16 protein-coding genes, 3 tRNA genes and 3 rRNA genes are annotated in these 25344 nt (G+C 42.3%); 10 read left to right on the top strand and 12 right to left on the bottom strand.

Annotated elements, in window-relative coordinates:
• Positions 1-5 precede the first annotated feature (5 nt).
• Together syd and ACJZU6_RS04585 are read left to right on the top strand one after the other, a co-directional pair.
• Positions 6-560, top strand: coding sequence for a SecY-interacting protein (gene syd, locus ACJZU6_RS04590; protein WP_080158986.1), 555 nt, complete (start codon positions 6-8; stop codon positions 558-560).
• A 3-nt stretch (positions 561-563) separates the two neighbouring features.
• Positions 564-1340 carry a Zn-ribbon-containing protein gene (locus ACJZU6_RS04585; RefSeq protein WP_080158987.1) on the top strand — a complete coding sequence of 259 codons (777 nt, stop codon included), beginning with the start codon at positions 564-566 and terminating at the stop codon, positions 1338-1340.
• A 39-nt stretch (positions 1341-1379) separates the two neighbouring features.
• Here the strand turns inward: ACJZU6_RS04585 and ACJZU6_RS04580 are convergent, their stop codons facing one another.
• Together ACJZU6_RS04580 and ACJZU6_RS04575 are read right to left on the bottom strand one after the other, a co-directional pair.
• Positions 1380-1655, bottom strand: a complete 276-nt coding sequence (locus ACJZU6_RS04580) for a hypothetical protein (RefSeq protein WP_369925939.1) — start codon at positions 1653-1655, stop codon at positions 1380-1382.
• Positions 1656-1677: 22 nt separating this feature from the next.
• Positions 1678-1908 carry a DUF2789 family protein gene (locus ACJZU6_RS04575; RefSeq protein WP_080158989.1) on the bottom strand — a complete coding sequence of 77 codons (231 nt, stop codon included), beginning with the start codon at positions 1906-1908 and terminating at the stop codon, positions 1678-1680.
• 1751 nt (positions 1909-3659) lie between these two features.
• Here ACJZU6_RS04575 and ACJZU6_RS04570 point away from each other — a divergent pair.
• The 5 genes from ACJZU6_RS04570 (at position 3660) to ACJZU6_RS04550 (ending at position 10204) form a co-directional block, all read left to right on the top strand.
• Complete coding sequence (locus ACJZU6_RS04570; RefSeq protein WP_408900052.1) at positions 3660-4685, top strand: IS110 family transposase; 1026 nt, start codon at positions 3660-3662, stop codon at positions 4683-4685.
• Positions 4686-5522: 837 nt separating this feature from the next.
• Positions 5523-7046 carry a putative glutamine/gamma-aminobutyrate antiporter GadC gene (gene gadC / locus ACJZU6_RS04565; protein WP_370738024.1) on the top strand — a complete coding sequence of 508 codons (1524 nt, stop codon included), beginning with the start codon at positions 5523-5525 and terminating at the stop codon, positions 7044-7046.
• A gap of 16 nt (positions 7047-7062) precedes the next feature.
• Positions 7063-8007 (top strand): glutaminase A, encoded by a 945-nt coding sequence (glsA, locus tag ACJZU6_RS04560; protein ID WP_107276821.1) that lies wholly within the window; start codon positions 7063-7065, stop codon positions 8005-8007.
• A gap of 15 nt (positions 8008-8022) precedes the next feature.
• Positions 8023-9423, top strand: a complete 1401-nt coding sequence (locus ACJZU6_RS04555) for a glutamate decarboxylase (protein ID WP_080158963.1) — start codon at positions 8023-8025, stop codon at positions 9421-9423.
• Positions 9424-9589: 166 nt separating this feature from the next.
• On the top strand, positions 9590-10204 hold the full coding sequence (locus ACJZU6_RS04550) for a trimeric intracellular cation channel family protein (RefSeq protein WP_080158962.1): 615 nt from the start codon (positions 9590-9592) through the stop codon (positions 10202-10204).
• Between the two features lie 504 nt (positions 10205-10708).
• On the opposite strand, the gene ACJZU6_RS04545 is transcribed toward ACJZU6_RS04550, so the two are convergent.
• From ACJZU6_RS04545 to rluD, 9 genes are all read right to left on the bottom strand, one after another.
• Positions 10709-10785 (bottom strand) — tRNA-Asp (locus tag ACJZU6_RS04545).
• A gap of 69 nt (positions 10786-10854) precedes the next feature.
• A 5S ribosomal RNA gene (gene rrf, locus ACJZU6_RS04540) occupies positions 10855-10970 on the bottom strand.
• A 137-nt stretch (positions 10971-11107) separates the two neighbouring features.
• Positions 11108-14000 (bottom strand): 23S ribosomal RNA (locus ACJZU6_RS04535).
• A gap of 314 nt (positions 14001-14314) precedes the next feature.
• Positions 14315-14390: transfer RNA gene (locus ACJZU6_RS04530), tRNA-Ala, on the bottom strand.
• A gap of 44 nt (positions 14391-14434) precedes the next feature.
• Positions 14435-14511: transfer RNA gene (locus ACJZU6_RS04525), tRNA-Ile, on the bottom strand.
• A gap of 73 nt (positions 14512-14584) precedes the next feature.
• Positions 14585-16129 (bottom strand): 16S ribosomal RNA (locus tag ACJZU6_RS04520).
• Together the 16S, 23S and 5S rRNA genes with 3 tRNA genes alongside form the textbook arrangement of a ribosomal RNA operon.
• A 545-nt stretch (positions 16130-16674) precedes the next feature.
• Positions 16675-19254 carry an ATP-dependent chaperone ClpB gene (gene clpB / locus ACJZU6_RS04515; RefSeq protein ID WP_080158177.1) on the bottom strand — a complete coding sequence of 860 codons (2580 nt, stop codon included), beginning with the start codon at positions 19252-19254 and terminating at the stop codon, positions 16675-16677.
• A gap of 156 nt (positions 19255-19410) precedes the next feature.
• A complete protein-coding gene (gene pgeF, locus ACJZU6_RS04510) occupies positions 19411-20139 on the bottom strand; it encodes a peptidoglycan editing factor PgeF (RefSeq protein WP_080158178.1) in 729 nt (242 codons plus the stop codon).
• A complete protein-coding gene (gene rluD, locus ACJZU6_RS04505) occupies positions 20139-21113 on the bottom strand; it encodes a 23S rRNA pseudouridine(1911/1915/1917) synthase RluD (protein ID WP_080158179.1) in 975 nt (324 codons plus the stop codon). The genes pgeF and rluD overlap by 1 nt, the downstream gene beginning before the upstream one ends.
• A 172-nt stretch (positions 21114-21285) precedes the next feature.
• Here rluD and bamD point away from each other — a divergent pair, with 172 nt between their 5' ends.
• The 3 genes from bamD (at position 21286) to pheA (ending at position 24110) form a co-directional block, all read left to right on the top strand.
• The gene (gene bamD / locus ACJZU6_RS04500) at positions 21286-22014 is read left to right on the top strand and encodes an outer membrane protein assembly factor BamD (RefSeq protein ID WP_080158180.1); all 729 of its coding nucleotides are present in this window, start codon (positions 21286-21288) and stop codon (positions 22012-22014) included.
• Positions 22015-22404: 390 nt separating this feature from the next.
• Positions 22405-22773, top strand: a complete 369-nt coding sequence (gene hpf / locus ACJZU6_RS04495) for a ribosome hibernation-promoting factor, HPF/YfiA family (RefSeq protein WP_080158181.1) — start codon at positions 22405-22407, stop codon at positions 22771-22773.
• A 158-nt stretch (positions 22774-22931) separates the two neighbouring features.
• Positions 22932-24110: a prephenate dehydratase gene (gene pheA / locus ACJZU6_RS04490; RefSeq protein ID WP_327770218.1), complete on the top strand. Its 1179-nt coding sequence runs from the start codon at positions 22932-22934 to the stop codon at positions 24108-24110.
• Between the two features lie 98 nt (positions 24111-24208).
• On the opposite strand, the gene tyrA is transcribed toward pheA, so the two are convergent.
• Entirely contained in the window at positions 24209-25336 is a 1128-nt protein-coding gene (tyrA, locus tag ACJZU6_RS04485) for a bifunctional chorismate mutase/prephenate dehydrogenase (RefSeq protein ID WP_080158386.1), read from the bottom strand.
• Positions 25337-25344: the final 8 nt, after the last annotated feature.

The following is a 25344-nucleotide window of genomic DNA, read 5'->3' as shown; positions in this document are numbered from 1 at the left end:
TGCGAATGAATCATCCTGTTACCTGCGCTTTATCTGATTTTTCTGCTCGTTATTTACAAGCATGGTGTGATGCAGATCGCGGTTTTCCCGAAAGTGAACATTTAGTGGGTCTTATCTCACCCTGTGTTATTGCAGATGATGGCCAAAATGTAACTTGGAAACCCATTCAACGTCAGCCTATTATTGGTTTAGATGGTGTTGAAAAAGGCATGGATTTATTACTCCATAGCGATATCAATGCTTTTTATGGATCGCAATTTAGTGGTGATATGGGCGCAATGTTTGGTGATTTATCGTTAGATTTATTACAAGCATTTAATGACGATGATATTGAACGTTTACAACAAAATATTCTTGGACATTTGGTGACTCAACGTCGAATGAAGCTGAAACCCACGGTATTTATTGCAGTAGTCGATGATGAATCACAAGTCATTTCTATTTGTAATATGACCGGCCAAGTGGTGTTAGAAACATTGGGTAAAGATACCCGTCAAGTGTTAGCAAATGATGTAGTGATGTTCTTACAGCAATTGCAGCCATTAGTCGTCGAGGTGTAACACGTGTTTGTTGTTGAGTTACAATTTGAATGTTTTGATAACACAACGTTATCGCAAGTAGATGTCGCTATTAATGGCTTAATGGATGCATTACGCTATAACGGTCAAGTACTTGGACGTGAATTTCCTGTTGTTATTGATGATGGCATCTTTCGCGTTCGCGTTGTGTGCCCGGAGAAAGAAAGTCTTCATTCTCGATTTAATAGCCCGCAAGTCAATCAATGTTATGAGCAATTAACAAATGCGTGTTTGCTCGCGCCTAAAATAAAAATACTAGGGGTTGATCTTAATTCAGATTCAGTCGCTGAAAGCTTTTCTCCATCATGGCAAGTGCTTTATACCACTTATGTTCATAGTTGTTCGCCGCTACGTAGTGGCGATACGTTATTGCCGATTCCGTTATATCAAACAGGGGCAACGACGGATGATGATTATAAAGCGATCATTAAATGGCAGACTGAATGGCAAGCTTTTGATGAAATTCAAATGGCCATTAAAAGCCCAACGGCGGTGGCAATGGCATTGGCTGAAATTGGTGATGTAGACAGTGAATTGTTTGTGCGTGGGCGTGATTTATGTCGTCATATTGAAGCGACCACCGAGGTGCCAACGTATTATTATCAATACCGTGTTGGCGGTGAAAGCAAAGCGGCTGAATTAACACGTCGATGTCCAAGTTGTGGTGGTGAATGGCGAGTTCCAGAAGCATTGCATGGCTTGTTCCACTTTAAATGTGACCGGTGCCGAATTGTGTCTAATATGTCGTGGAATTTTCAGTAATAATTAAAAAAGCACCTTTAATTAGGTGCTTTTTTATTATTAGCGATCAGCTTCTAAGCGCGCTAAACGTGTTGAAAGTGTCAGTACTTGCTGTTCAAGTTGTTCAAGGCGTTGCTCGGTTGTTAATACCTGCTGTTGCTTTTCTATATGCGGCACTTTGGCATTTTTTTGCCAAGCTTGTAACGCCTTTATGATGATTGGAATTGGTAATGGTGTGGTGAGACGAGCTTTAATTAATGCTGTCGATGGTTGTTTATTTTCAGCGACTAAGCTTGCTATCACCTGTTCTATTTCTTGAGTGATGGTTGACATCATGGTTCCTTGATAAATATTGCGCTTATTTTCGAAGTAACGTATCTAGTTGGTCAATCACTTCACTCCAATCGGCATCTTGTTGTTGAGCTTCATTAATAAATTGTTGTTGAGCGAGAGTAAAAAAGGCGGCATCAGCTAATTTTTGTGAGGGCGCTAATGAATGTGTGCATAAAAAATGCTCAATAAATTCGGTTGAGTTATCTAAGCCTAATTGACTGAATAAATTAGCCAAATTATGGTTGAATGCTTCCATCTCTATTCCTTATTTAGCAAGGTATTCTCTCTGTGTGAGTATAGTGGATATCTGTGTAAATAGTCACCTTAGTCAAAGAGCTAATGCTGTTGTAAGAGATCTCTCACAAAGCCGTGAGATATTGAGTGTGTTATTAGCATATATTACTGTGTGTTAATAATTATGTTATTGATATTTAGTTGTTATTTTATTTTTAGTTAGTGTTGGATGAAAATAAAGATCAAAAAGTTTTTAAGCACTGATTGTGAATAATAAAGAAAAGCGTAATCTTAATGGTGTCGAAAGGAACTGACACCACGGAACAGGAAAGCGCCACGGATACAGGCTGTCTCAGGATGAGATATTGGTAAACTAGGATGGTTTATCAAACATGGAATGTGAAGGGAACACCTCTAGGATTGAGGCATAAAGGATCACTTCAGGATGAAGTAAAGGACACCTCCAGGAAGGAGATGAGAGTCAGAACAGGATGTGCTGACGGGTTAGGATAGCCAAGGAACAGCTTCAGGATGAAGTATAAAGGACAATGCTGATGGAACACAGCAGTCAAGGGATGGATGCAAGGAGCAACACAGTAACTGGATTGCTGCAAGTAAGACCTAAGGGCGCGACGAAAGTCGTGCCCTCTCTTTTTTTTGGAAGAAAAATAATCTAATCAGTTATCGTGATAGATTTGTTTTGATTATTTAAGACCGACTTGTTTTTATTCGCACCTCGCACCTCGCACCTCGCACCTCGCACCTCGCACCTCGCACCTCGCACCTCGCACCTCGCACCTCGCACCTCGCACCTCGCACCTCTATCTATTTGTATAATAACAATATATTACTTCATGTAAAAAAGTATGATAAATAATGAATGGTTTTTATCTATTGGCTGTGTGCGAGATCTCTTACAAATATGTGGGAGATAAGCATGCTATTAATGCATACATAATCACTAGTTTAATTTAAGTTGTTGTTATAATGGATTTTATTTTTCATTTTTATTTGATTGATTAGAAGGTGGTAAAAAAGATATTTTGTTCTATATAGGATTTAGTCGGTAATTCACATAGTATTAATGGTGTCGAAAGGATACGACGGAACGGAACAGGAAAGCGCCACGGACACAGGCAGTCTCAGGATGAGATATTGGTAAGCTAGGATGGTTTATCAAACATGGAATGTGAAAGGAACACTGTAGGATACGGTATTAAGGTAAACAGGATGTTTATCTGTCAGGAAGGCTAGGATAACTTCAGGACGAAGTAAGGAACACCTCTAGGATTGAGGCATAAGGGATCACTTCAGGATGAAGTAAAGGACACCTCCAGGAAGGAGATGAGAGTCAGAACAGGATGTGATGACGGGTTAGGATGGCCAAAGGAACAACTTCAGGAAGAAGTATAAAGGACAATGCTGACGGAATACAGCAATCAAAGGATGGATGCAGGGAGCAACATAGTAGCTGGATTGCTGCAAGTAAGACCTCAGGGCGCGACGAAAGTCGCGCCCGTTCTTTTTTGTGCTATTCCCAAAGTAATGTATCAAATGACAACGTGTTAAATTTGATTCTTTGAGGATGACTTGCTTTTATTCGCACCTCGCACCTCGCACCTCGCACCTCGCACCTCGCACCTCGCACCTCGCACCTCGCACCTCGCACCTCGCACCTCGCACCTCGCATCTCGCACCTCAATGGTATGGACTCCCCACCTTACTGACATTGTCAGCTACAGTTATAGCGTCAACCAAAAAGGAGCCCATACCATGAATAAGCCTAGCACTATTTGTATTGATCTCGCTAAAAACGTTTTTCAAGTTGCATTGTTTAATCAACATGGAAAATTAAAGTCTAATCAAAAAATGTCTCAAGCTAAAATGGTCACATTTATAGCCCAATATCCCGCATCTATGATTTATATGGAGGCGTGTGGCTCTGCTCATTATTGGGGGAGATATTTTCAAAATAATAAGCATCATGTTCATCTTCTCCCACCTCAAATTGTCAGGATGTATCGAGCGGGTAATAAAAATGATGCAAATGATGCTCTTGCTATTTATGAAGCAGCCCAACGTCCAGACATACACTTTGTTTCAGTCAAAACAACTGAGCAACAAGATATAGCAAGTGTGTTGCATCTCAGAGAAAGTTATATAAAACAAAGAACAGCGATATCAAATCGGATTAGAGGCTTTGCCTTGGAATATGGAATAAAATTCCCGCAAAGCACCACTAAATTACGTGCTTTACTTCCTCTTGAATTGGAAGATCCTAATAATGGATTAACGTCTTCTGCCCGTTTTGTTTTACATCAGCTTCTTAATCAGCTTATTGAACTTGATAAGCCTATTCAGGAGGTTACTGATTATTTAATTGCTTATGCTAAACAGATACCAGCTTGTCAGTTATTAATGACATTAAGAGGTGTTGGCTGGATAGTTGCCAGCGCACTTTATGCTCGAATGGGCGATGCTTCAGCATATAAATGCGGACGCGATGCAAGTGCCAGTATAGGTTTAGTCCCCGCTCATTCAGGTAGTGGTGGTCATAATAAGCTATTAGGTATAAGTAAAAAGGGAGATCGAACATTACGTGCAGTGGTTGTGCATGGGGCAAGATCTGTCGTTAGTAATATCAAAGATAAATCAGATCAACTTAGTTGCTGGCTTCGAGCCTTACTTGAAAGAAATCATTTTAATAAAGTTGTTATAGCATTAGCCAATAAGACCGTCAGGATGGCTTGTGCCATGCTGAAATCAAACCAACCTTACCAAGAAAAGCTGCCTGCTTAGTAGTGCTTAGATAAGGTTGCGATGTAACATGAAGTACAATATCTCACCAATGTAGTTGCAAGAAACCGTGGATAACGTGTAATCAAAGCAGGCAAGGAAAAATCTGAGAGGCACGACGGTGTTGATACACCTTTAACTCGTATAGAATCCTTGCAACGTGAATGAAGCCATACAGGTTCGGGGTAGCTCCCCATAAAGAAACCGAATATACGTGCACTTGCCAACACGCTTTCTCAAACTCTTGCATTACACGGGGAGCCCATATACGTACCTCGCACCTCGCATTATAATAAATGAGCGTTTTTCTACTTATTTTGTAAGAGATCTCTTACAAGCTTGTGGGATAACTTCGTTATTAAGTCTCACTTATGATGACTGATTATTTATAAAATCCAATGATATCATCATCTTAAATTGATATGTTTATTTGTTAAGATTAATATTAAATAATTAATGGAATATTTAATATTGCGTCATTTTTCTGGTGAGGTAAGATATTGTCATCAGCTGGAGCTGACAAGGATTTAGGAATAGCCACGGAATTGGCCGCTCAGGATGAGCATATAGATGATGCGGACTATCATCTAGCGAGGATGCATAGGCTTCTCTGGGATAGAGGGCTATAGATAGGATATCTATTTGTCAGGATGACAATATTCTAGGATGGAATTGGGACAAATTTCATGATGAAGTTAGGATGACTTCTAGTGGAGTAAAGGACTATGTTGGTGCTATTTTTTATAGAGTGAATTTATTAAAACAGTATAAAACGTTCTGTTTTTAGTCCACAAAACCTAACAATAAAAATTTAAATATCTTTGATTATGAAGTTGGTTAATGATGACTAGTATAGATAAAGCAAAAAAAGGGGGGATCAGCATATTCGCGTTGGCAATGTTAAATATCGTTGCTGTTGTGAGTTTGCGTGGTCTTCCAGCAGAAGCTGAATACGGACTGAGCTCCATTTTTTATTATATTTTTGCCGCCGTTGTCTTTTTAATTCCCGTTTCACTCGTCGCCGCTGAACTTGCTACAGGTTGGTCGGAAAAAGGCGGGGTATTTCGCTGGGTGGGCGAAGCATTTGGTCCACGTTTAGCGTTAGTTGCTATTTTCATGTTATGGATCGAAGTTACTGTATGGTTCCCAACCGCACTGACTTTTGGTTCAGTATCACTTGCGTTCATGGGCCCAGATCAGTCATGGGACCAAGCATTATCCCAGAATAAATTCTTCGTATTGGGAATAGTGTTAGCGATTTACTGGTTAGCTACTTTTATCGCTTTACGTGGTACCGCAGCGTTTTCTAAAGTCGCTAAATGGGGCGGTTTAATTGGTACGGTTATTCCTGGTATCGTGTTAATTATTTTAGGTTTCTCTTACCTATTCTTCTCAGGTCGTCCACCACAAGTGCAATTATCTTGGCATGATGTGATTCCTGACTTTTCTAACTTTAATAATGTTGTTTTAGCTGCCAGTATTTTCTTGTTCTATGCCGGTATGGAAATGAACGCTATTCACGTTAAAGAAGTTGATGACGCACCACGTAACTACCCTATTGCGATTGCGATTGCTGCGATTGGTACTGTGTGTGTATTTGTACTAGGTACACTGGCTATCGCTTTTGTTATCCCTCAAAAAGATATCAACTTAACTCAAAGTTTATTAGTCGCTTACGATGATATGTTTGCTTGGGCGGGTATCAGCTGGGCTGCGCCAATTATGGCTGCATGTTTAGCACTTGGTGTACTTGCAGGGGTTGTCGGTTGGGTTGCGGGTCCTTCATCTGCATTGCTTGTTGTTGCTAAAGGCGGTTATTTACCTCGCTTTTTCCAATATACCAATAAACACGGTATGGCAACGCACATCATGATGGTGCAAGCTTTCTTGGTGACCATTATTTCCGTTGTATTTGTAGTATTACCTTCTGTTCAAGCTGCTTATCAAATTCTAAGCCAATTAACAGTCGTACTTTACCTTATCATGTACTTGTTAATGTTCGCTGCCGCTATTCACTTACGTTACAGCCAACCTAACCGTCCACGTCCATACAAAATCCCTGGTGGTGATATGGGTATGTGGATCATCGCTGGTGTCGGTTTCTCTGGTTCACTATTAGCGTTCATCTTCTCTTTTATTCCACCAAGTCAAATTGCGGTGGGCAGCCCTGAAGAATACGTTGGCTTCTTAGTCGTCTTAACAGTGATCTTCGTATTAATTCCATTGTTTATATACAAAGCTCGTCAACCTCACTGGAAAGATCCAGCAGTGACTGACTTTGCACCCTTTACTTGGGAAATTGAAAACGTTCACCCTGGTGTTATTAACCCATCAGACAAAATTACTCATACCTTGAATCAATAGCGTTAAGGATGCGTCAATGTCACAACTAAATGAAAAGCTTGCTGTCGTTATGCAGCAAGCGCTAGACGAAGCAAAAACAAATATGGCAGGCGACAATGCCTCCTATATTCCTTTTTTAGCTTCCGTACCATCAGAATTAACAGGACTGGCTTTCGTTTCTGTTACTGGTGAAGTGATTCAATTACAAGATGCTGATTATAAATTTGCGATTGAGTCTATTTCAAAAATCATGACGCTCGGGTTAGTGCTTGAGCAATCTGGAGCAGATGCATTACACAGTAAAGTCGGTGCAGAACCTACTGGCATGCCATTTAATTCAGTGCTTGCCCTTGAACTACACCAAGGTAAGCCCTTAACCCCCCTCGTCAATGCAGGCGCTATGGCGACAGTGAGTTTAGTTAAGGCGACAGATAAAGAACAACGCTGGCAGCAGATTTTACATTTCCAATCACTGCTCGCAAACAGTGCGATTACGCTCTCTGATGAAGTCAATCAATCTGAGCAAACCACTAATACTCATAACCGTGCTATTGCATTGTTATTAGAGTCATCTGGTCGTATGTACTCAGAGCCACTTGAAGCTTGTGATGTTTATACTCGCCAATGTTCCACCCTATTTAATGCGGTAGAACTAGCAACAGTAGGGGCCACACTGGCTAATGGCGGTAAAAATCCATGTTCAGGTGAACAGTTAATTCAACCTCAAAATATTCCCCATATTCTTGCAGAAATGGCGATGGAAGGTCTTTACGATACCTCTGGCGACTGGGCATATGATGTTGGTCTACCCGGTAAAAGTGGTGTCGGTGGTGGTTTATTAACAGTGATACCCAACATTGGCGCACTCGCAGCATTTTCACCACGACTAGACCCATTTGGCAATAGTATTCGTGGTCAGCAAATGATTAAACATGTTACTCAAGCAATGGCTTGGAACTTATTTAGCAGTAAGCAACATTAAGGTAGGAAGAAAATTATGGCTCTTCATGAAGTAAACCGTCAATCAGGTAATGATCCAATCTTTGGTTCAGAAGCGATTAATAACGTTGCGGCAACTACCAAGCTACCTCAGCAAGAACAAGCACCCAATGTGATCTATCAAATGATTCGCGATGAACTTTATCTCGATGGTAATTCACGTCAAAACCTAGCCACGTTTTGCCAAACATGGGAAGAAGACGAAGTTCATAAATTAATGGATCTATCTATTGATAAGAACATGATAGATAAAGATGAATACCCTCAATCAGCAGAAATAGAAGGACGTTGTGTCCATATTTTAGCGGATTTATGGAATTCACCTGAATCAGTAACAACCGTTGGTACTTCAACAACAGGTTCGAGTGAAGCCTGTATGCTTGGTGGTTTAGCAGCACTTTGGCGTTGGCGTGAAAAGCGTCGTGCGCTAGGTCAACCAACAGATAAACCCAATATGGTTTGTGGTCCTGTTCAAGTATGTTGGGAAAAATTTGCCCGCTACTGGGACGTAGAAATGCGTGAAACTAAAATGGACGAAGGGCATTATTTCATGACCCCTGAAGACATGTTAGAACTTGTTGATGCTAACACCATTATGGTTGTGCCTACTTTTGGCCAAACCTTTACAGGGCTATACGAAACCGTAAAACCATTATCAGATGCACTAGATACTTATGAGCATGATACTGGTAACTCAATTGATATTCACGTTGATGGTGCAAGCGGCGCAATGTTAGCACCTTTCTGTGCACCAAATATTGAACCTTGGGACTTCCGCCTTGAACGCGTGAAATCAATCAGTACTTCTGGCCATAAATTTGGTTTATCACCACTAGGTGTGGGCTGGGTTGTATGGCGCAATAAAGAAGATTTACCTGAAGGCTTAATCTTCCATGTTAACTACCTTGGTGGTGACATGCCTACTTTTGCACTAAACTTCTCTCGCCCTGCGGGTCAAATTATATCTCAATACTATAATTTCCTTCGCTTAGGCTTTGAAGGTTACCAACGTATTCATAATGCAAGCTACGATGTGTGTGAATATTTAGTTAAAGAGCTTAATAAGTTTAATCTATTTGAGTTCTTATTTGATGGTAATCGAGAAAAAGGGATCCCTGCAATTTCATGGCGCTTAAAAGCTGATGTGAATGTACCGTTTACTCTTTATGATGTTGCTGATCGTTTACGTACTCGTGGCTGGTTAGTACCTGCTTATAGCCTGCCTGCAAATGCTCAGGAAATTGTGGTGCAACGTATATTAGTTAAACAAGGTCTAACCGTTGATCTTGCTAATCTATTAATCGCTGACTTTACCCGCTCTATTGAATTTCTTACTTCACATGCAGCCTCTCAATGTACTGCTGAAGATGTAAAAACATTTGATCATAGCGGTCGATAATATTTTCTCATCTCACATATAAACATCATAAAAAAGGTCGGATTTCCGGCCTTTTTTTATTTTTGAAAACACTATCACCATTTTTACTCTCTGGTATGAACACCACTGCATGTTAGTATCAAGTTTAAATTTATTCCCGTGATATTAATATGTTATAGGCTTATTTATGCTAATTCACACCATTGAAATTATCTGTATCGTTGCCTTTGCATTAAGTGCTGTAATAAGTGAAGCTAACATAGGTAAAGATATCGTTAGTGTCATGGTATTAGGTTGGATAACAGCACTTGGTGGCGGTACTGTACGAGATATTATTCTTTCAACAGGACAAGTATTTTGGATTAGGGATCCCTCTTATTTTTGGACGGCACTGATTACTTCTTTTGTCGGCTTTTTCCTCGCGCCCCACCTTCGTAAAATAAAAGCCGAACGTTTGATCGTTGTACTCGATGCCATTGGAATTGCAATGTTTTCCGTACTCGTCACTAAGAATATGGTTGCCGAGCATTATGCAGGTTATGTTGCAGTTACTATGGGAATGATCACCGCAGTCTTTGGTGGTGTATTACGTGATGTTATTCTGGCTCGGCCAACAATGTTCAATAATACTGAATTTTATGCCAGCCCAGTCATTATTGGTTGCTACCTTTATATTCTTCAAATTAAATTTTCAATCAGTCCTAATATTGCCACTCTAACCAGTATTAGCTTTATTATTATTGTAAGAATGTACATTGTGATCAAAAAAATCACCTTCCCTAATTGGTTACTCTTAAAATAATCCATCTATACTATGCTGAAATAGATGGATTATTTGCGCTTTCCTTTCGAGATGACGGATGATAGCCACACTATCGTTGCCATTTTCTACAGATGTAAAATATGCCTAATCTTTCGATTCAGGTTTCTTCAATAATGTGACGTGGACGGGACTTGCTATACCGAACATCAGCGCGCCCCCTGAGTGTCAGGCCACTAAGCTAAGGTTCCCAATAAAAAGTTAATCAACTGAACTACCACTCCGTAGTGTCTATTCAGCATCATATTACTTTTAGACAGACGAAAAAAAACCTGAATCTTTCGATTCAGGTTTCTTCAATAAATGTGAAGTGGACGGGACTTGCTATACCGAACATCAGCGCGCCCCCCGGCGTGACTGGCCGCTAAGCTTCCCAATAAAAAGTTAACCAACTGAACTACCACTTCGCAGTGTCTATTCAGCTTCATTTTACTTTTAGACAGATGAAAAAAAACCTGAATCTTTCGATTCAGGTTTCTTCAATAATGGCGGAGTGGACGGGACTCGAACCCGCGACCCCCGGCGTGACAGGCCGGTATTCTAACCAACTGAACTACCACTCCGCAGTGTCTATTCAGCATAAATGCAACTTGTTGTCTCTACCTTTATAAAAAGATAAAAACGAATTTGAAGCCTGGCGATGTCCTACTCTCACATGGGGAGACCCCACACTACCATCGGCGCTATTACGTTTCACTACTGAGTTCGGCATGGGATCAGGTGGGTCCATAACGCTATGGTCGCCAAGCAAATTCTGGTTTATTTATTGTCTTATGACAATAAATAGCAATCTGGGAAAATCTAACTAGTTGTTCTCAACACGCATTCAAGTGTTTGTAGAGTCCGTCTCTTCTCTTATGAGAAGGAAAACCCCTTGGGTGTTGTATGGTTAAGCCTCACGGGCAATTAGTATCAGTTAGCTCAATGCCTCGCAGCACTTACACACCTGACCTATCAACGTTGTAGTCTTCAACAACCCTTTAGAGACCTTAAAGGTCTAGGGATGACTCATCTTGAGGCTCGCTTCCCGCTTAGATGCTTTCAGCGGTTATCGATTCCGAACTTAGCTACCGGGCAATGCATCTGGCGATACAACCCGAACACCAGCGGTTCGTCCACTCCGGTCCTCTCGTACTAGGAGCAGCCCCTCTCAATCATCCAACGCCCACGGCAGATAGGGACCGAACTGTCTCACGACGTTCTAAACCCAGCTCGCGTACCACTTTAAATGGCGAACAGCCATACCCTTGGGACCGACTTCAGCCCCAGGATGTGATGAGCCGACATCGAGGTGCCAAACACCGCCGTCGATATGAACTCTTGGGCGGTATCAGCCTGTTATCCCCGGAGTACCTTTTATCCGTTGAGCGATGGCCCTTCCATTCAGAACCACCGGATCACTATGACCTGCTTTCGCACCTGCTCGAATTGTCATTCTCGCAGTCAAGCGGGCTTATGCCATTGCACTAACCTCACGATGTCCGACCGTGATTAGCCCACCTTCGTGCTCCTCCGTTACTCTTTGGGAGGAGACCGCCCCAGTCAAACTACCCACCAGGCACTGTCCGTAACCCCGATAAGGGGTCAACGTTAGAACATCAAGCATACAAGGGTGGTATTTCAAGATTGACTCCACAACCACTGGCGCGGTTGCTTCAACGTCTCCCACCTATCCTACACATGTAGGGTCAATGTTCAGTGCCAAGCTATAGTAAAGGTTCACGGGGTCTTTCCGTCTAGCCGCGGGTACACAGCATCTTCACTGCGATTTCAATTTCACTGAGTCTCGGGTGGAGACAGCGTGGCCATCATTACGCCATTCGTGCAGGTCGGAACTTACCCGACAAGGAATTTCGCTACCTTAGGACCGTTATAGTTACGGCCGCCGTTTACCGGGGCTTCGATCAAGAGCTTCGACCGAAGTCTAACCCCATCAATTAACCTTCCGGCACCGGGCAGGCGTCACACCGTATACGTCATCTTTCGATTTTGCACAGTGCTGTGTTTTTAATAAACAGTTGCAGCCACCTGGTATCTGCGACTCCCGGCAGCTTAGAGAGCAAGTCTCATCACCGCTAGGAGCGTACCTTCTCCCGAAGTTACGGTACCATTTTGCCTAGTTCCTTCACCCGAGTTCTCTCAAGCGCCTTGGTATTCTCTACCTGATCACCTGTGTCGGTTTGGGGTACGATTTCTTATAACCTGAAGCTTAGAAGCTTTTCCCGGAAGCATGGCATCAATGACTTCACTACCGTAGTAGCTCGACATCGTATCTCAGCCTTAAGATGAACCGGATTTGCCTAATTCATCAGCCTACATACTTGGACCTGGACAACCGTCGCCAGGCTCACCTAGCCTTCTCCGTCCCTCCATCGCAATTATAAGAAGTACGGGAATATTAACCCGTTTCCCATCGACTACGCCTTTCGGCCTCGCCTTAGGGGTCGACTTACCCTGCCCCGATTAACGTTGGACAGGAACCCTTGATCTTCCGGCGAGGGAGTTTTTCACTCCCTTTATCGTTACTCATGTCAGCATTCGCACTTCTGATACCTCCAGCACACTTTACAATGCACCTTCAACGGCTTACAGAACGCTCCCCTACCCAATGTGAATAAATTCACATTGCCGCAGCTTCGGTGTATAGCTTAGCCCCGTTAAATCTTCCGCGCAGGCCGACTCGACCAGTGAGCTATTACGCTTTCTTTAAATGATGGCTGCTTCTAAGCCAACATCCTGGCTGTCTGAGCCTTCCCACATCGTTTCCCACTTAGCTATAACTTTGGGACCTTAGCTGGCGGTCTGGGTTGTTTCCCTCTTCACGACGGACGTTAGCACCCGCCGTGTGTCTCCCGGATATTACTTACTGGTATTCGGAGTTTGCAAAGGGTTGGTAAGTCGGGATGACCCCCTAGCCTTAACAGTGCTCTACCCCCAGTAGTATTCGTCCGAGGCGCTACCTAAATAGCTTTCGGGGAGAACCAGCTATCTCCGAGTTTGATTGGCCTTTCACCCCTAGCCACAAGTCATCCGCTAATTTTTCAACATTAGTCGGTTCGGTCCTCCAGTAAGTGTTACCTCACCTTCAACCTGCCCATGGCTAGATCACTCGGTTTCGGGTCTAATCCTAGCAACTATGACGCCCAGTTAAGACTCGGTTTCCCTACGGCTCCCCTAAACGGTTAACCTTGCTACTAAAATTAAGTCGCTGACCCATTATACAAAAGGTACGCAGTCACCCAACAAGTGGGCTCCTACTGCTTGTACGTACACGGTTTCAGGTTCTATTTCACTCCCCTCACAGGGGTTCTTTTCGCCTTTCCCTCACGGTACTGGTTCACTATCGGTCAGTCAGGAGTATTTAGCCTTGGAGGATGGTCCCCCCATGTTCAAACAGGATATCACGTGTCCCGTCCTACTCGATTTCACTAATAATGCATTTTTGGTTACGGGGCTATCACCCTGTATCGCGGAACTTTCCAGAACCTTCACCTAACGCAGAACTAGCTTAAGGGCTAATCCGGTTTCGCTCGCCGCTACTACCGGAATCTCGGTTGATTTCTCTTCCTCGGGGTACTTAGATGTTTCAGTTCCCCGGTTTGCCTCATTAACCTATGTATTCAGTTAATGATACTTGCTTATGCAAGTGGGTTTCCCCATTCGGAAATCCCAGACTCAAGAGGCTTTTACTGCCTAATCTGGGCTTATCGCAAGTTAATACGTCCTTCATCGCCTCTGACTGCCAAGGCATCCACCGTGTACGCTTAGTCACTTAACCATACAACCCCAAGAGGTCTTGTATGTTCAAACAACCAAGGTTTGCGTTTAATACTCCGATCAAGAAAATATTAAACATTGGTTTTTCGCCGGACTCATTTATTTGTCTTCACTTTAAAAAGTAAAAACAAAATCAAGACACTTGAATGTGTGTTGTTTTGAGAACTCGTTTTTATTCAAAGAATAAAAACATTTTTTAAAATTAATCTTTCGATTAAATTTACTAGTCAGCTTTCCAGATTGTTAAAGAACATGTAATCATCGTTAGATAACCACTTTCTAATCACATTCATTACTTTGAATGTATTTAGAAAGTGGTGGAGCTATGCGGGATCGAACCGCAGACCTCCTGCGTGCAAGGCAGGCGCTCTCCCAGCTGAGCTATAACCCCAACGATTTAAAAGACTATACCATCACTTTTTCTGGGAGAAAAAGTGGTGGGTCTGAGTGGACTCGAACCACCGACCTCACCCTTATCAGGGGTGCGCTCTAACCACCTGAGCTACAGACCCAAGTCTTTTTACGTTCTACATTTTAACCAAGCAATCTGTGTGGACACTGCATAAAACAGCATAAGTCTTTAGGTAAGGAGGTGATCCAGCCCCAGGTTCCCCTAGGGCTACCTTGTTACGACTTCACCCCAGTCATGAACCACACCGTGGTAAACGCCCTCCCGAAGGTTAAGCTATCTACTTCTGGTGCAGCCCACTCCCATGGTGTGACGGGCGGTGTGTACAAGGCCCGGGAACGTATTCACCGTGACATTCTGATTCACGATTACTAGCGATTCCGACTTCATGGAGTCGAGTTGCAGACTCCAATCCGGACTACGACGTACTTTGTGGGATTCGCTCACTATCGCTAGCTTGCAGCCCTCTGTATACGCCATTGTAGCACGTGTGTAGCCCTACTCGTAAGGGCCATGATGACTTGACGTCGTCCCCACCTTCCTCCGGTTTATCACCGGCAGTCTCCCTGGAGTTCCCACCATTACGTGCTGGCAAACAAGGATAAGGGTTGCGCTCGTTGCGGGACTTAACCCAACATTTCACAACACGAGCTGACGACAGCCATGCAGCACCTGTCTCAGAGTTCCCGAAGGCACTAAGCTATCTCTAGCGAATTCTCTGGATGTCAAGAGTAGGTAAGGTTCTTCGCGTTGCATCGAATTAAACCACATGCTCCACCGCTTGTGCGGGCCCCCGTCAATTCATTTGAGTTTTAATCTTGCGACCGTACTCCCCAGGCGGTCTACTTAACGCGTTAGCTCCGAAAGCCACGGCTCAAGGCCACAACCTTCAAGTAGACATCGTTTACGGCGTGGACTACCAGGGTATCTAATCCTGTTTGCTCCCCACGCTTTCGCATCTGAGCGTCAGTCTTTGTCCAGGGGGCCGCCTTCGCCACCGGTATTCCTTCAGATCTCTACGCATTTCACCGCTACACCTGAAATTCTACCCCCCTCTACAAGACTCTAGTCTGCCAGTTCAAAATGCTGTTCCGAGGTTGAGCCCCGGGCTTTCACATCTTGCTTAACAGACCGCCTGCATGCGCTTTACGCCCAGTAATTCCGATTAACGCTCGCACCCTCCGTATTACCGCGGCTGCTGGCACGGAGTTAGCCGGTGCTTCTTCTGTTGCTAACGTCAAACAGCTAAGCTATTAACTTAACTGCCTTCCTCACAACTGAAAGTACTTTACAACCCGAAGGCCTTCTTCATACACGCGGCATGGCTGCATCAGGGTTTCCCCCATTGTGCAATATTCCCCACTGCTGCCTCCCGTAGGAGTCTGGACCGTGTCTCAGTTCCAGTGTGGCTGATCATCCTCTCAGACCAGCTAGGGATCGTTGCCTTGGTGAGCCATTACCCCACCAACTAGCTAATCCCACCTGGGCTAATCCTGACGCGAGAGGCCCGAAGGTCCCCCTCTTTGCTCCGAAGAGATTATGCGGTATTAGCTATCGTTTCCAATAGTTATCCCCCACATCAGGGTATATTCCCAGGCATTACTCACCCGTCCGCCGCTCGTCAGCAAAGAAAGCAAGCTTTCTTTCTGTTACCGCTCGACTTGCATGTGTTAGGCCTGCCGCCAGCGTTCAATCTGAGCCATGATCAAACTCTTCAATTAAAGTTTTGTTGTTTCTTTCGAAACGGCTCAATGAATACTGACTTCAAAACTACCTTAGTAATTTTAAAGCTATTACCGCTTCCGTTTCTACAAATAGGAACAGAATGGTAATGAATTGACTGTGCCGCTTTCTTATTTTTACTTTTTATAAAAAAGTAAAACAAAAAAGCAATCGAACTATTTCTAGCTCTAGGTCACTCAGTTCATTGATAAATCTTTCGACTTAACTATTCAACGAGTGCCCACACAGATTGCATGGTCAAATTGTTAAAGAACATACTGACTTTCGGTAACCGCTTGCGCCGTCGTCCGTGTCAGTGAGGTCGTATTATAGGGAGATTCTTGTTGCTGACAACCTTATTTTTATCTTTTTCTTTCGTTCGCTCAATCATTAACCCATAACGATAAATTACGACAAATAAAACAGCTTTCATTATAAATAGTGTTTATTTTTGACAAATTCCAATACTAAAAAAACGCCTTAGCACATGCATGCTAAGGCGTTTATTAACAATAATTGATTATTTTAAGCCATCATTTTTTAATTACGCTTGTTTAGCAACAATCTTATCGTCTGCTACTGACAGTACGATTGGTTTACCCGGCATAAATTTACCTGATAACAAATCTTGTGCTAATGGATTTTCAATATATTGCTGTATTGCACGTTTTAATGGACGCGCGCCAAATACAGGATCAAAACCAGCATCAGAAATTAACTCTAACGCACTCTCTTCAACCTCTAACTGGAAATCTTTCTCTGCTAAACGTTTTTCCAAGCGCGCAATTTGAATAGATGCAATATGCTTAATGTTCTCTTTACCCAATGGGTGGAACACAACTGTTTCATCAACTCGGTTAATGAATTCAGGGCGGAAATGTTGACCCACCACTTCCATCACTAATGCTTTGATACCCTCGTAGTCCAAACTACCAAAATGTTCTTGAATACGATCAGAACCCAAGTTAGACGTCATAATGATCACCGTATTGCGGAAATCAACCGTACGACCTTGGCCATCAGTTAAACGTCCATCATCTAATACCTGTAATAGAATATTAAATACATCTGGATGGGCTTTTTCAACTTCATCAAGCAAAATAACGGAATATGGACGACGACGAACCGCTTCAGTTAAATAACCACCTTCTTCATAACCAACATAACCTGGAGGCGCACCAACTAAACGTGCCACTGAGTGTTTTTCCATAAACTCAGACATGTCTATACGCACCATCGCATCTTCACTATCAAACATAAAGTTAGCTAGTGACTTACACAATTCAGTTTTACCTACACCCGTTGGGCCTAAAAATAAGAATGAACCAATTGGACGTTGTGGATCAGACAAACCTGCACGACTACGACGAATTGCGTTAGCTACAGCTTCAACGGCTTCTTCTTGGCCAATAACACGATTATGTAGCTCATCTTCCATGCGCAATAACTTATCACGCTCACCTTCTAGCATCTTAGCAACCGGAATACCTGTCGCTTTAGAAAGTACATCGGCAATTTCAACATCGGTTACTTTATTTTTAAGTAACGTCATATCTTGCATTTCTGCTTGCGCCGCTAAATCTAGTTGCTTTTCAAGTTCAGGAATACGACCGTACTGTAACTCTGACATGCGATTTAGATCACCCGCACGACGAGCAATTTCAACATCAGTACGGGCTTGTTCAAGCTCAGCTTTAATATGTTGAGTACCAGATAAAGAGGCTTTTTCAGCATTCCATACTTCTTCAAGTTCAGAATATTCACGCTCTTTAATATCTAATTCTTCAAGCAAATCACTTAACCGTTTTTGGCTAGCATCATCACTTTCTTTTTCTAATGCTTGCTGTTCAATCTTTAATTGAATAATACGGCGCTCTAAACGATCCATTGATTCAGGTTTAGAGTCAATTTGCATACGAATACTTGACGCTGCTTCATCGATAAGATCAATCGCCTTATCGGGCAATTGTCGATCTGAAATATAGCGGTGAGATAATGTCGCCGCCGCAACAATAGCAGGATCGGTGATCTCTACATGGTGGTGAAGCTCATAACGTTCTTTTAGACCACGTAAAATAGCAATGGTATCTTCAACACTTGGCTCATCCACCAGCACTTTTTGGAAACGACGTTCCAACGCTGCATCTTTTTCTAAATACTGGCGGTATTCATTTAAGGTTGTCGCACCAACGCAGTGAAGTTCACCACGAGCAAGCGCAGGTTTTAGCATATTACCAGCATCCATTGAGCCTTCGCCTTTACCAGCGCCAACCATAGTATGGATTTCATCAATAAACAAAATTACGCGACCGTCTTCTTGAGACAGTTCGTTTAATACTGCTTTTAAACGTTCTTCAAATTCACCACGAAATTTAGCACCTGCAATCAAAGACCCCATATCTAATGATAATACGCGTTTGTCACGTAAGCCTTCTGGCACTTCACCATTAACAATCCGTTGCGCTAAACCTTCAACAATCGCCGTTTTACCCACACCCGGTTCACCAATGATCACGGGGTTATTTTTAGTACGACGTTGCAGAACTTGAATAGTACGACGAATTTCATCATCACGACCAATCACAGGATCTAATCGACCTTGCTCTGCACGTTCTGTTAAATCAATCGTATATTTAGCTAATGCTTGACGGTTTTCTTCTGCGTTTTGATCATCCACTTTTTGTCCACCACGAATTTGATCAATCGCTTTACTTATCTGATCTGCTTTTAAACCAAGTTCACGTAATAAATCCCCTACAGGGCCTTTATCATTATCAACCGCAGCTAAAATAAAGAGTTCTGACGAAATAAATTTATCATTACGTTTTTGTGCAAGCTTGTCACACATGTTTAATAACGTGCCCATGCTATTGGATAGTTGTACTTCACCACCAATACCTGTCACTTTTGGAATACGCTCTAGTATCTCACCCAAACGCGAACGAAGCTGAGTAGAATCTACATTCAAAAGGGTAAGTAAGGGACGTACTGTACTGCCTTCTTGGTTTAATAATGCAACCATAAGATGAGCAGGTTCAATGTACTGATGATCACGCCCTAAAGCTAATGACTGTGCATCAGAAATAGCGGCTTGGAACTTACTGGTAAATCGGTCAAGACGCATAGGTCCCCCAATAATAAATTTAATAACCTGTTACTAGTTATATGGTAGTTCGTAGGGGTTTTTCAAGGCTCTTAAAGCGCAAAATAATGCTGCAAAAAAAGCGGGTATATTGTTAGCCAATATACCCGCTTCTTATTTGTCATTAATACTGAAAAATTAACGCAGCCAAATCAATGAAGCTTGACGTCCAGTGACAGCTTGACGACGATAAGAATAAAACAACTCATCGTTATTAAACGTACAGTATTCACCGCCATAAATAGCGCTAATTCCGTGCTGTTGTAAGCGCTGTCGTGCTAATAAATATAAATTAGCTAGCCACTTATCACCATGAGCAATAAAAGCATCAGCAGCATTAGCGTCAACATCAATAAACTGCTCACGTACTTCACTGCCAACTTCAAACGCTGTCGGGCCGATTGCCGGTCCCATCCAAGCCATAATATCAGCACTAGGACAGGAAAATTTAGCAATGGCATTATCAATCACTCCGGCAGCAAGTCCCCGCCACCCAGCATGAACAGCTGCCACTTCAGTTCCTTGCTTATTACACAATAGAACAGGCAAACAGTCAGCCGTCATGATGGCACAGGCTAAGCCAGGCACACGGGTAAAACTACCATCGGCATCGATAACTTCTGTTAACGGCGTAGTAATATCAATCACAATCGGACTGTGAATTTGATTTAACCATGCTGGCTCTGCCGTTAACCAACAATGCTGTTTCAGTAATTGACGATTTGTTAGTACAGAACTGACATCATCCCCAACATGCAATCCCAAATTGAGTGCATTGTAGGGTGCAGAACTGACACCGCCAAAACGGGTTGTACTTACCGTTAACACATTCTCTGGAGCTGGCCAGTTAGGAATAATGGTTTGCATTAATAAATATCTTCGTTATTTTCAGCGTTGTCTTTACGTAAAATATCAATCATCGCAACCATGTCGTTTGGTAATGGTGCATGCCATTCCATTAACTCACCCGTCATTGGGTGTGATAGACGCAACATACGTGCGTGCAATGCTTGACGATCAAATGAACGTAACGCATGAATAAATTCATCAGATGCATGACGTGGCGGACGAGGACGACCACCGTAGATCACATCACCAATCAGCGGATGACTCATGTATGACATATGCACACGAATTTGGTGAGTACGACCGGTTTCTAGACGTAACACAATACGTGTATGCTCACGAAAACGCTCAGCAACACGGTAATGAGTAATTGCATCTTTACCTAGCTCATGTACTGCCATACAAATACGTTTAGTAGCATGACGCCCAATTGGTTTTTCAATCGTACCGCCGCCCGTCATTTGACCAATAGCAATGGCTTCATATTCACGGGTAATTTTACGTTTTTGTAGTGCGCGCACTAAACGTGTTTGTGCCTGAATAGTTTTAGCTACGACCATTAAGCCAGTCGTGTCTTTATCCAAACGGTGCACAATACCCACACGTGGTACTTCAGCCAATGCTGGGTAATGATATAACAGCGCATTTAGCACTGTGCCATCGGGTGTACCCGCACCAGGGTGAACCACAAAATCACGTGGTTTATTGATCACTAAAATGTCGTCATCTTCATAAACAACATCAAGTGGAAGGTCTTGCGCAATCCAGCGCATTTCATCTTCGATTTCGGCTTGAATAAATAATTCTTCACCACCCATCATTTTTGAACGTGGTTTGTTGTCAATTTTACCGTTTACTGAAACCATGTCCTTTAGAATCCACTCTTTGATACGAGAGCGGGAATAATCGGGATATAATTCAGCAATAACCTGATCAAGGCGCTTGCCTAGTTGGCTTTCGCTAACTGTATTTGTTAATTCTATTTGCTGTGCCATAACGAACTTTTTTAAAAAGCGTGAGACTAATTGCCATACGCTGCGTAAAATGTACCAAGCTTAATAAAACGATGCTTGATGTAAACTAATATAATGTCATTGTATCTGTTAACGGCTCAGTCCGTAATGGATCGAGCAAAATAAAATTTTTATCAAGGAAACTGACGCCGTAATGAAACGCCTGACAATATCAACTTTTCTTGCTGTAGCCTTGCTTTCAGGCTGTTCCAGTACTGAGAAAGTCATTCCTGATGTTCCACCATCAGACTTATATTCTACTGCCCAGCAAGCTTTGCAGAGCGGTAATTGGAATAACGCTATCGAGCGCCTAGAGGCAATGGACTCTCGTTATCCATTTGGTGCTTACTCAGATCAAGTACAATTAGATTTAATCTATGCCTACTACAAAAATGATGATTTGCCATTATCTCAAGCCACAATTGCGCGTTTTTTACGCTTAAATCCAACGCATCCACAAGCGGATTGGGTTTATTATATGCGTGGTCTAACGCACATGGCGCAAGATCGTAGCTTTATGCATGACATGTTCAATATTGATCGTTTTGATCGTGATCCAACCCCTTCACGCCAAGCATTTCGCGATTTTAAATACCTATTAGAACGCTTCCCTGATAGTCAGTATGACGCAGATGCGAAAGCTCGCATGGTTTTTTTAAAAAACCAACTTGCTGAATATGATCTAGCTGTTGCTGATTTTTATGTGCGCCGTGAAGCATGGATTGCAGCGATCAACCGTTGCCAACAAGTACAACGCTTATACCCAGACACAAGTGCTGCACGTAAGTCACTATTACTTGAAAAAACAGCGTATGAGAAATTAAAACTGGATAAAGAAGTCTCTCGCACAGAAGCGATGATCAAACTTAACCCAGTAAAATAAAGACCATCACAATGCAGCAATAAAAAATGGCAGCTCAATGAGCTGCCATTTTTATGAATATGTTAATAATAAATATTTACTTCATTCAATAACGTTAAAACTCCAACCGCATAACTAGCGCACAAAAAACACTCAACAGGTTGAAATAAAACGTATTTACTCCCTAGTTAGCACTAGCCACCAGCAATAAATCTTTCTCCATATTGCCTTAGTTTATCAATAAAGCTCAAGTGTTTTTTAGATACTTTTTTGCAACAAACCTACTTTGGTCACATTTTTTTCGCTAAAAAATCACTAACGACAACAGTGTGACACAGATCACGTTATTAGTTAGTAATTTTAGTAATCTGAAGTTAACCCAACGAAGGGTAGCAAACGAGGAAGATAAATATGACATTAGAAATCACTGGCAAAAACATCGATATCACCCCGGCTATCCGTGAGCGTTTTGAATTTAAATTCGATAAGTTAGAAAAACTTCAAGTACCGCTAATTAAAAAACATATCATGATTAGCAAAGAGCCAAGCAAGCTATTTAAAATTGAGGCCTCTGTTAGCATTGCTGGAGGACAATTAGTCGCTTCTGCAGAGCATGAAGACTTGTTTGGTGCGATTACAGATCTTTACCAAAAACTTGATCGCCAATTGAAGAAACAAGCTCATAAACCAAATGCACGTCGTGCAAGTCATAGCGAAAAACCAGCAGAAGCTGAAGATACAACTGAATATGATGACGAAGTAGAATTTGATGAAGCATAATCGTTAATGATTAAGAGGATTTAAAACAGCCCTGCCAATGCAGGGCTGTTTGCTTTGGGCTTGACAAAAAAAGCCACCCTGCCTAATGTGGACTGCAATGATAAAACGATAATATACCGCTTTCAGGTTTAAGAAAGCCGATCATAATAGGGATCGCTATGACCGATAACACACGCTCTTCATTGGATGAGATTCGCAATAATGTCACTCGCATCGATAATGCATTATTAGCACTTTTGGCTGAACGACGCATACTAAGTCTTGAAGTCGCTAAAAGTAAAATTAATACCGCTAAACCCGTTCGTGATCAAGCACGTGAGCAAGCATTGCTATTACGCTTAATCGACACGGGAAAAGAACATCAACTTGATCCACTATACGTTACTCAAATTTTTCACACCATCATTGAAGACTCGGTTCTCTATCAACAAGCTTACTTACAGCGCTTACTTAATCCAGAAAATGCTTCCCCAACAGCACGAGTCTCTTTTTTAGGTGCCAAAGGATCATATTCACACCTTGCAAGCCGCAATTATTTTAGCCGCAAACAAACCCAATTAGTGGAAATTAGCTGTTCATGTTTTCGAGATATCGTCAATGAAGTAGAAACAGGTCATGCCGATTATGGTGTACTACCAATAGAGAACACCAGCTCTGGCTCAATCAATGAAGTGTATGACTTATTACAACACACCAGTTTATCAATCGTCGGGGAAATAACCCAGCCAATAGAACATTGCTTATTGACTGCTGTTGATACACAAATAGAACAAATAGACACCCTATATTCCCATCCACAACCCCATCAGCAATGCAGCGAATTCCTTCATGGAATGGGAAAAATTAATCAACAATATTGCCCAAGTACTGCCGATGCTATGTTAACGGTTGCTGAGCTAAAACAACCTAATATTGCGGCTATTGGTAATGCATCTAGTGGTGAAATTTACGGTTTGACCCCAATTAAAACCAACATTGCTAACCAACAAGAAAATTTTACCCGTTTTATTGTTGTTGCCCGTAAGCCCGTTAGCGTCAATTCATTAATTCCAGCCAAAACAACATTGATTATGTCAACCGCACAAGCTGCGGGCTCATTAGTTGAATGTTTAGTGGTGCTTCGTAATGCCAAAATAAATATGACTAAACTGGAATCTCGCCCAGTCATTGGTAATCCATGGGAAGAAATGTTCTATGTTGATGTCGAGATCAATTTAAAAGATCCACTAATGCAACAAGTCTTAGAAGACCTCACCCGCTTAACCCGCTTTATTAAAGTCTTAGGCTGCTACCCGAGTGAAAATGTGACCCCGACTGAAGTTGAATTCAGCGAATAATAATACTGAGGAAAGTGCATATTAGCGTCATTAAAAAAGCCCACCTTCATGATTAAACGTGGGCTTTTTAGTAAGTAAGTTCTGAAATTGAACGCTATTTATTTATGTCGAGTTGAATCATTCGCCTGTCTAAGTAGTCCTTGGCTCTCGACTAAAAAATGCTGTGCATAGTCACCAAACCAATGCTCAACCTGTCCAAAAGCTTGTTTAAAGGCCACTTTATCTTGGCGCTCTAACATATCAATTGCTTCACCAAAACGCTGATGGAAACGTTTGATCATCGCTAAGTTCTGAGGTGCTGACATAATAATATCAGCATATAACTGCGCATCTTGAGCAAATAACCGTCCAACCATGGCAAGTTCTAAGCGGTAAATCGGCGAGCTTAGTGACATCAATTGTTCTATTTTTGGGTCTTCTTCGGCTAAATGAACCCCATAAACGAACGAGGTAAAGTGACGTAAAGCTTGAATCAACGTCATCCCCTGATCATGTTCAATCGCACTAATACGGTTTAATGATGCTCCCCAAATCTGAATCTGCTCCAACAACCATTGGTAACTTTCAGGGTTACGGCCATCACAGTAAACAACCACTTGCTTGGCTAAACTTGGAATATCAGGGCCAAACATTGGATGTAAACCAACCACAGGCCCTGAGTGCACTTCTAACATCGCTTGCAGTGGGCCACTTTTAACCGACGTAAGATCAGTGAGAATACAATCATCAGGCAAATTACCTAATTTGGTAATGATTGCTTCTGTCATATGAATTGGGACAGAAACAACCACCATTCCCGCATCATGCAATATCTCATCTGCTCGATCCCAGTCTTGGCTACCGAGTAAACGTACTTGGTAACCAGACAAGGTAAATAGACGTTGGAACAATTGCCCAAGTTGACCATAACCACCAATAATCACAATTGGACGTAATTGCGGATTTAAACATTTAAACCCAGAGTCATTTTCACTGGAATATGATTCCCGCATCGTGCGCCGTAACACATCTTCAATCAGATCAGCAGGTACACCTTTTGACTCTGCTTCTTGACGGCGAGATGCCAACATTGCCGCTTCACGATCAGGGGCATAAATAGGCAATCCATGTTGGCTCTTAACAACACCAACTTGTTCGACTAACGCTAAACGGCGCGCTAATAGCTCCACCATTTGACGATCAACATCGTCTATTTGATCTCTTAATATGCTTAACTCAGCAACCATGACTTTTG

The organism is Photobacterium piscicola (assembly GCF_046058925.1).
Lineage (GTDB): Bacteria > Pseudomonadota > Gammaproteobacteria > Enterobacterales > Vibrionaceae > Photobacterium > Photobacterium piscicola.
Note: the sequence above shows the minus strand (reverse complement) of the source record. Positions and strands in the feature narration are given on the sequence as shown.

Coding starts and splice junctions, on each gene's coding strand:
- syd (WP_080158986.1), top strand. CDS start 6: ATGAATCATCCTGTTACCTGCGCTTTATCTGATTTTTCTGCTCGTTAT.
- ACJZU6_RS04580 (WP_369925939.1), bottom strand. CDS start 1,655: ATGATGTCAACCATCACTCAAGAAATAGAACAGGTGATAGCAAGCTTA.
- ACJZU6_RS04575 (WP_080158989.1), bottom strand. CDS start 1,908: ATGGAAGCATTCAACCATAATTTGGCTAATTTATTCAGTCAATTAGGC.
- ACJZU6_RS04570 (WP_408900052.1), top strand. CDS start 3,660: ATGAATAAGCCTAGCACTATTTGTATTGATCTCGCTAAAAACGTTTTT.
- gadC (WP_370738024.1), top strand. CDS start 5,523: ATGATGACTAGTATAGATAAAGCAAAAAAAGGGGGGATCAGCATATTC.
- glsA (WP_107276821.1), top strand. CDS start 7,063: ATGTCACAACTAAATGAAAAGCTTGCTGTCGTTATGCAGCAAGCGCTA.
- ACJZU6_RS04555 (WP_080158963.1), top strand. CDS start 8,023: ATGGCTCTTCATGAAGTAAACCGTCAATCAGGTAATGATCCAATCTTT.
- ACJZU6_RS04550 (WP_080158962.1), top strand. CDS start 9,590: ATGCTAATTCACACCATTGAAATTATCTGTATCGTTGCCTTTGCATTA.
- clpB (WP_080158177.1), bottom strand. CDS start 19,254: ATGCGTCTTGACCGATTTACCAGTAAGTTCCAAGCCGCTATTTCTGAT.
- pgeF (WP_080158178.1), bottom strand. CDS start 20,139: ATGCAAACCATTATTCCTAACTGGCCAGCTCCAGAGAATGTGTTAACG.
- rluD (WP_080158179.1), bottom strand. CDS start 21,113: ATGGCACAGCAAATAGAATTAACAAATACAGTTAGCGAAAGCCAACTA.
- bamD (WP_080158180.1), top strand. CDS start 21,286: ATGAAACGCCTGACAATATCAACTTTTCTTGCTGTAGCCTTGCTTTCA.
- hpf (WP_080158181.1), top strand. CDS start 22,405: ATGACATTAGAAATCACTGGCAAAAACATCGATATCACCCCGGCTATC.
- pheA (WP_327770218.1), top strand. CDS start 22,932: ATGACCGATAACACACGCTCTTCATTGGATGAGATTCGCAATAATGTC.
- tyrA (WP_080158386.1), bottom strand. CDS start 25,336: ATGGTTGCTGAGTTAAGCATATTAAGAGATCAAATAGACGATGTTGAT.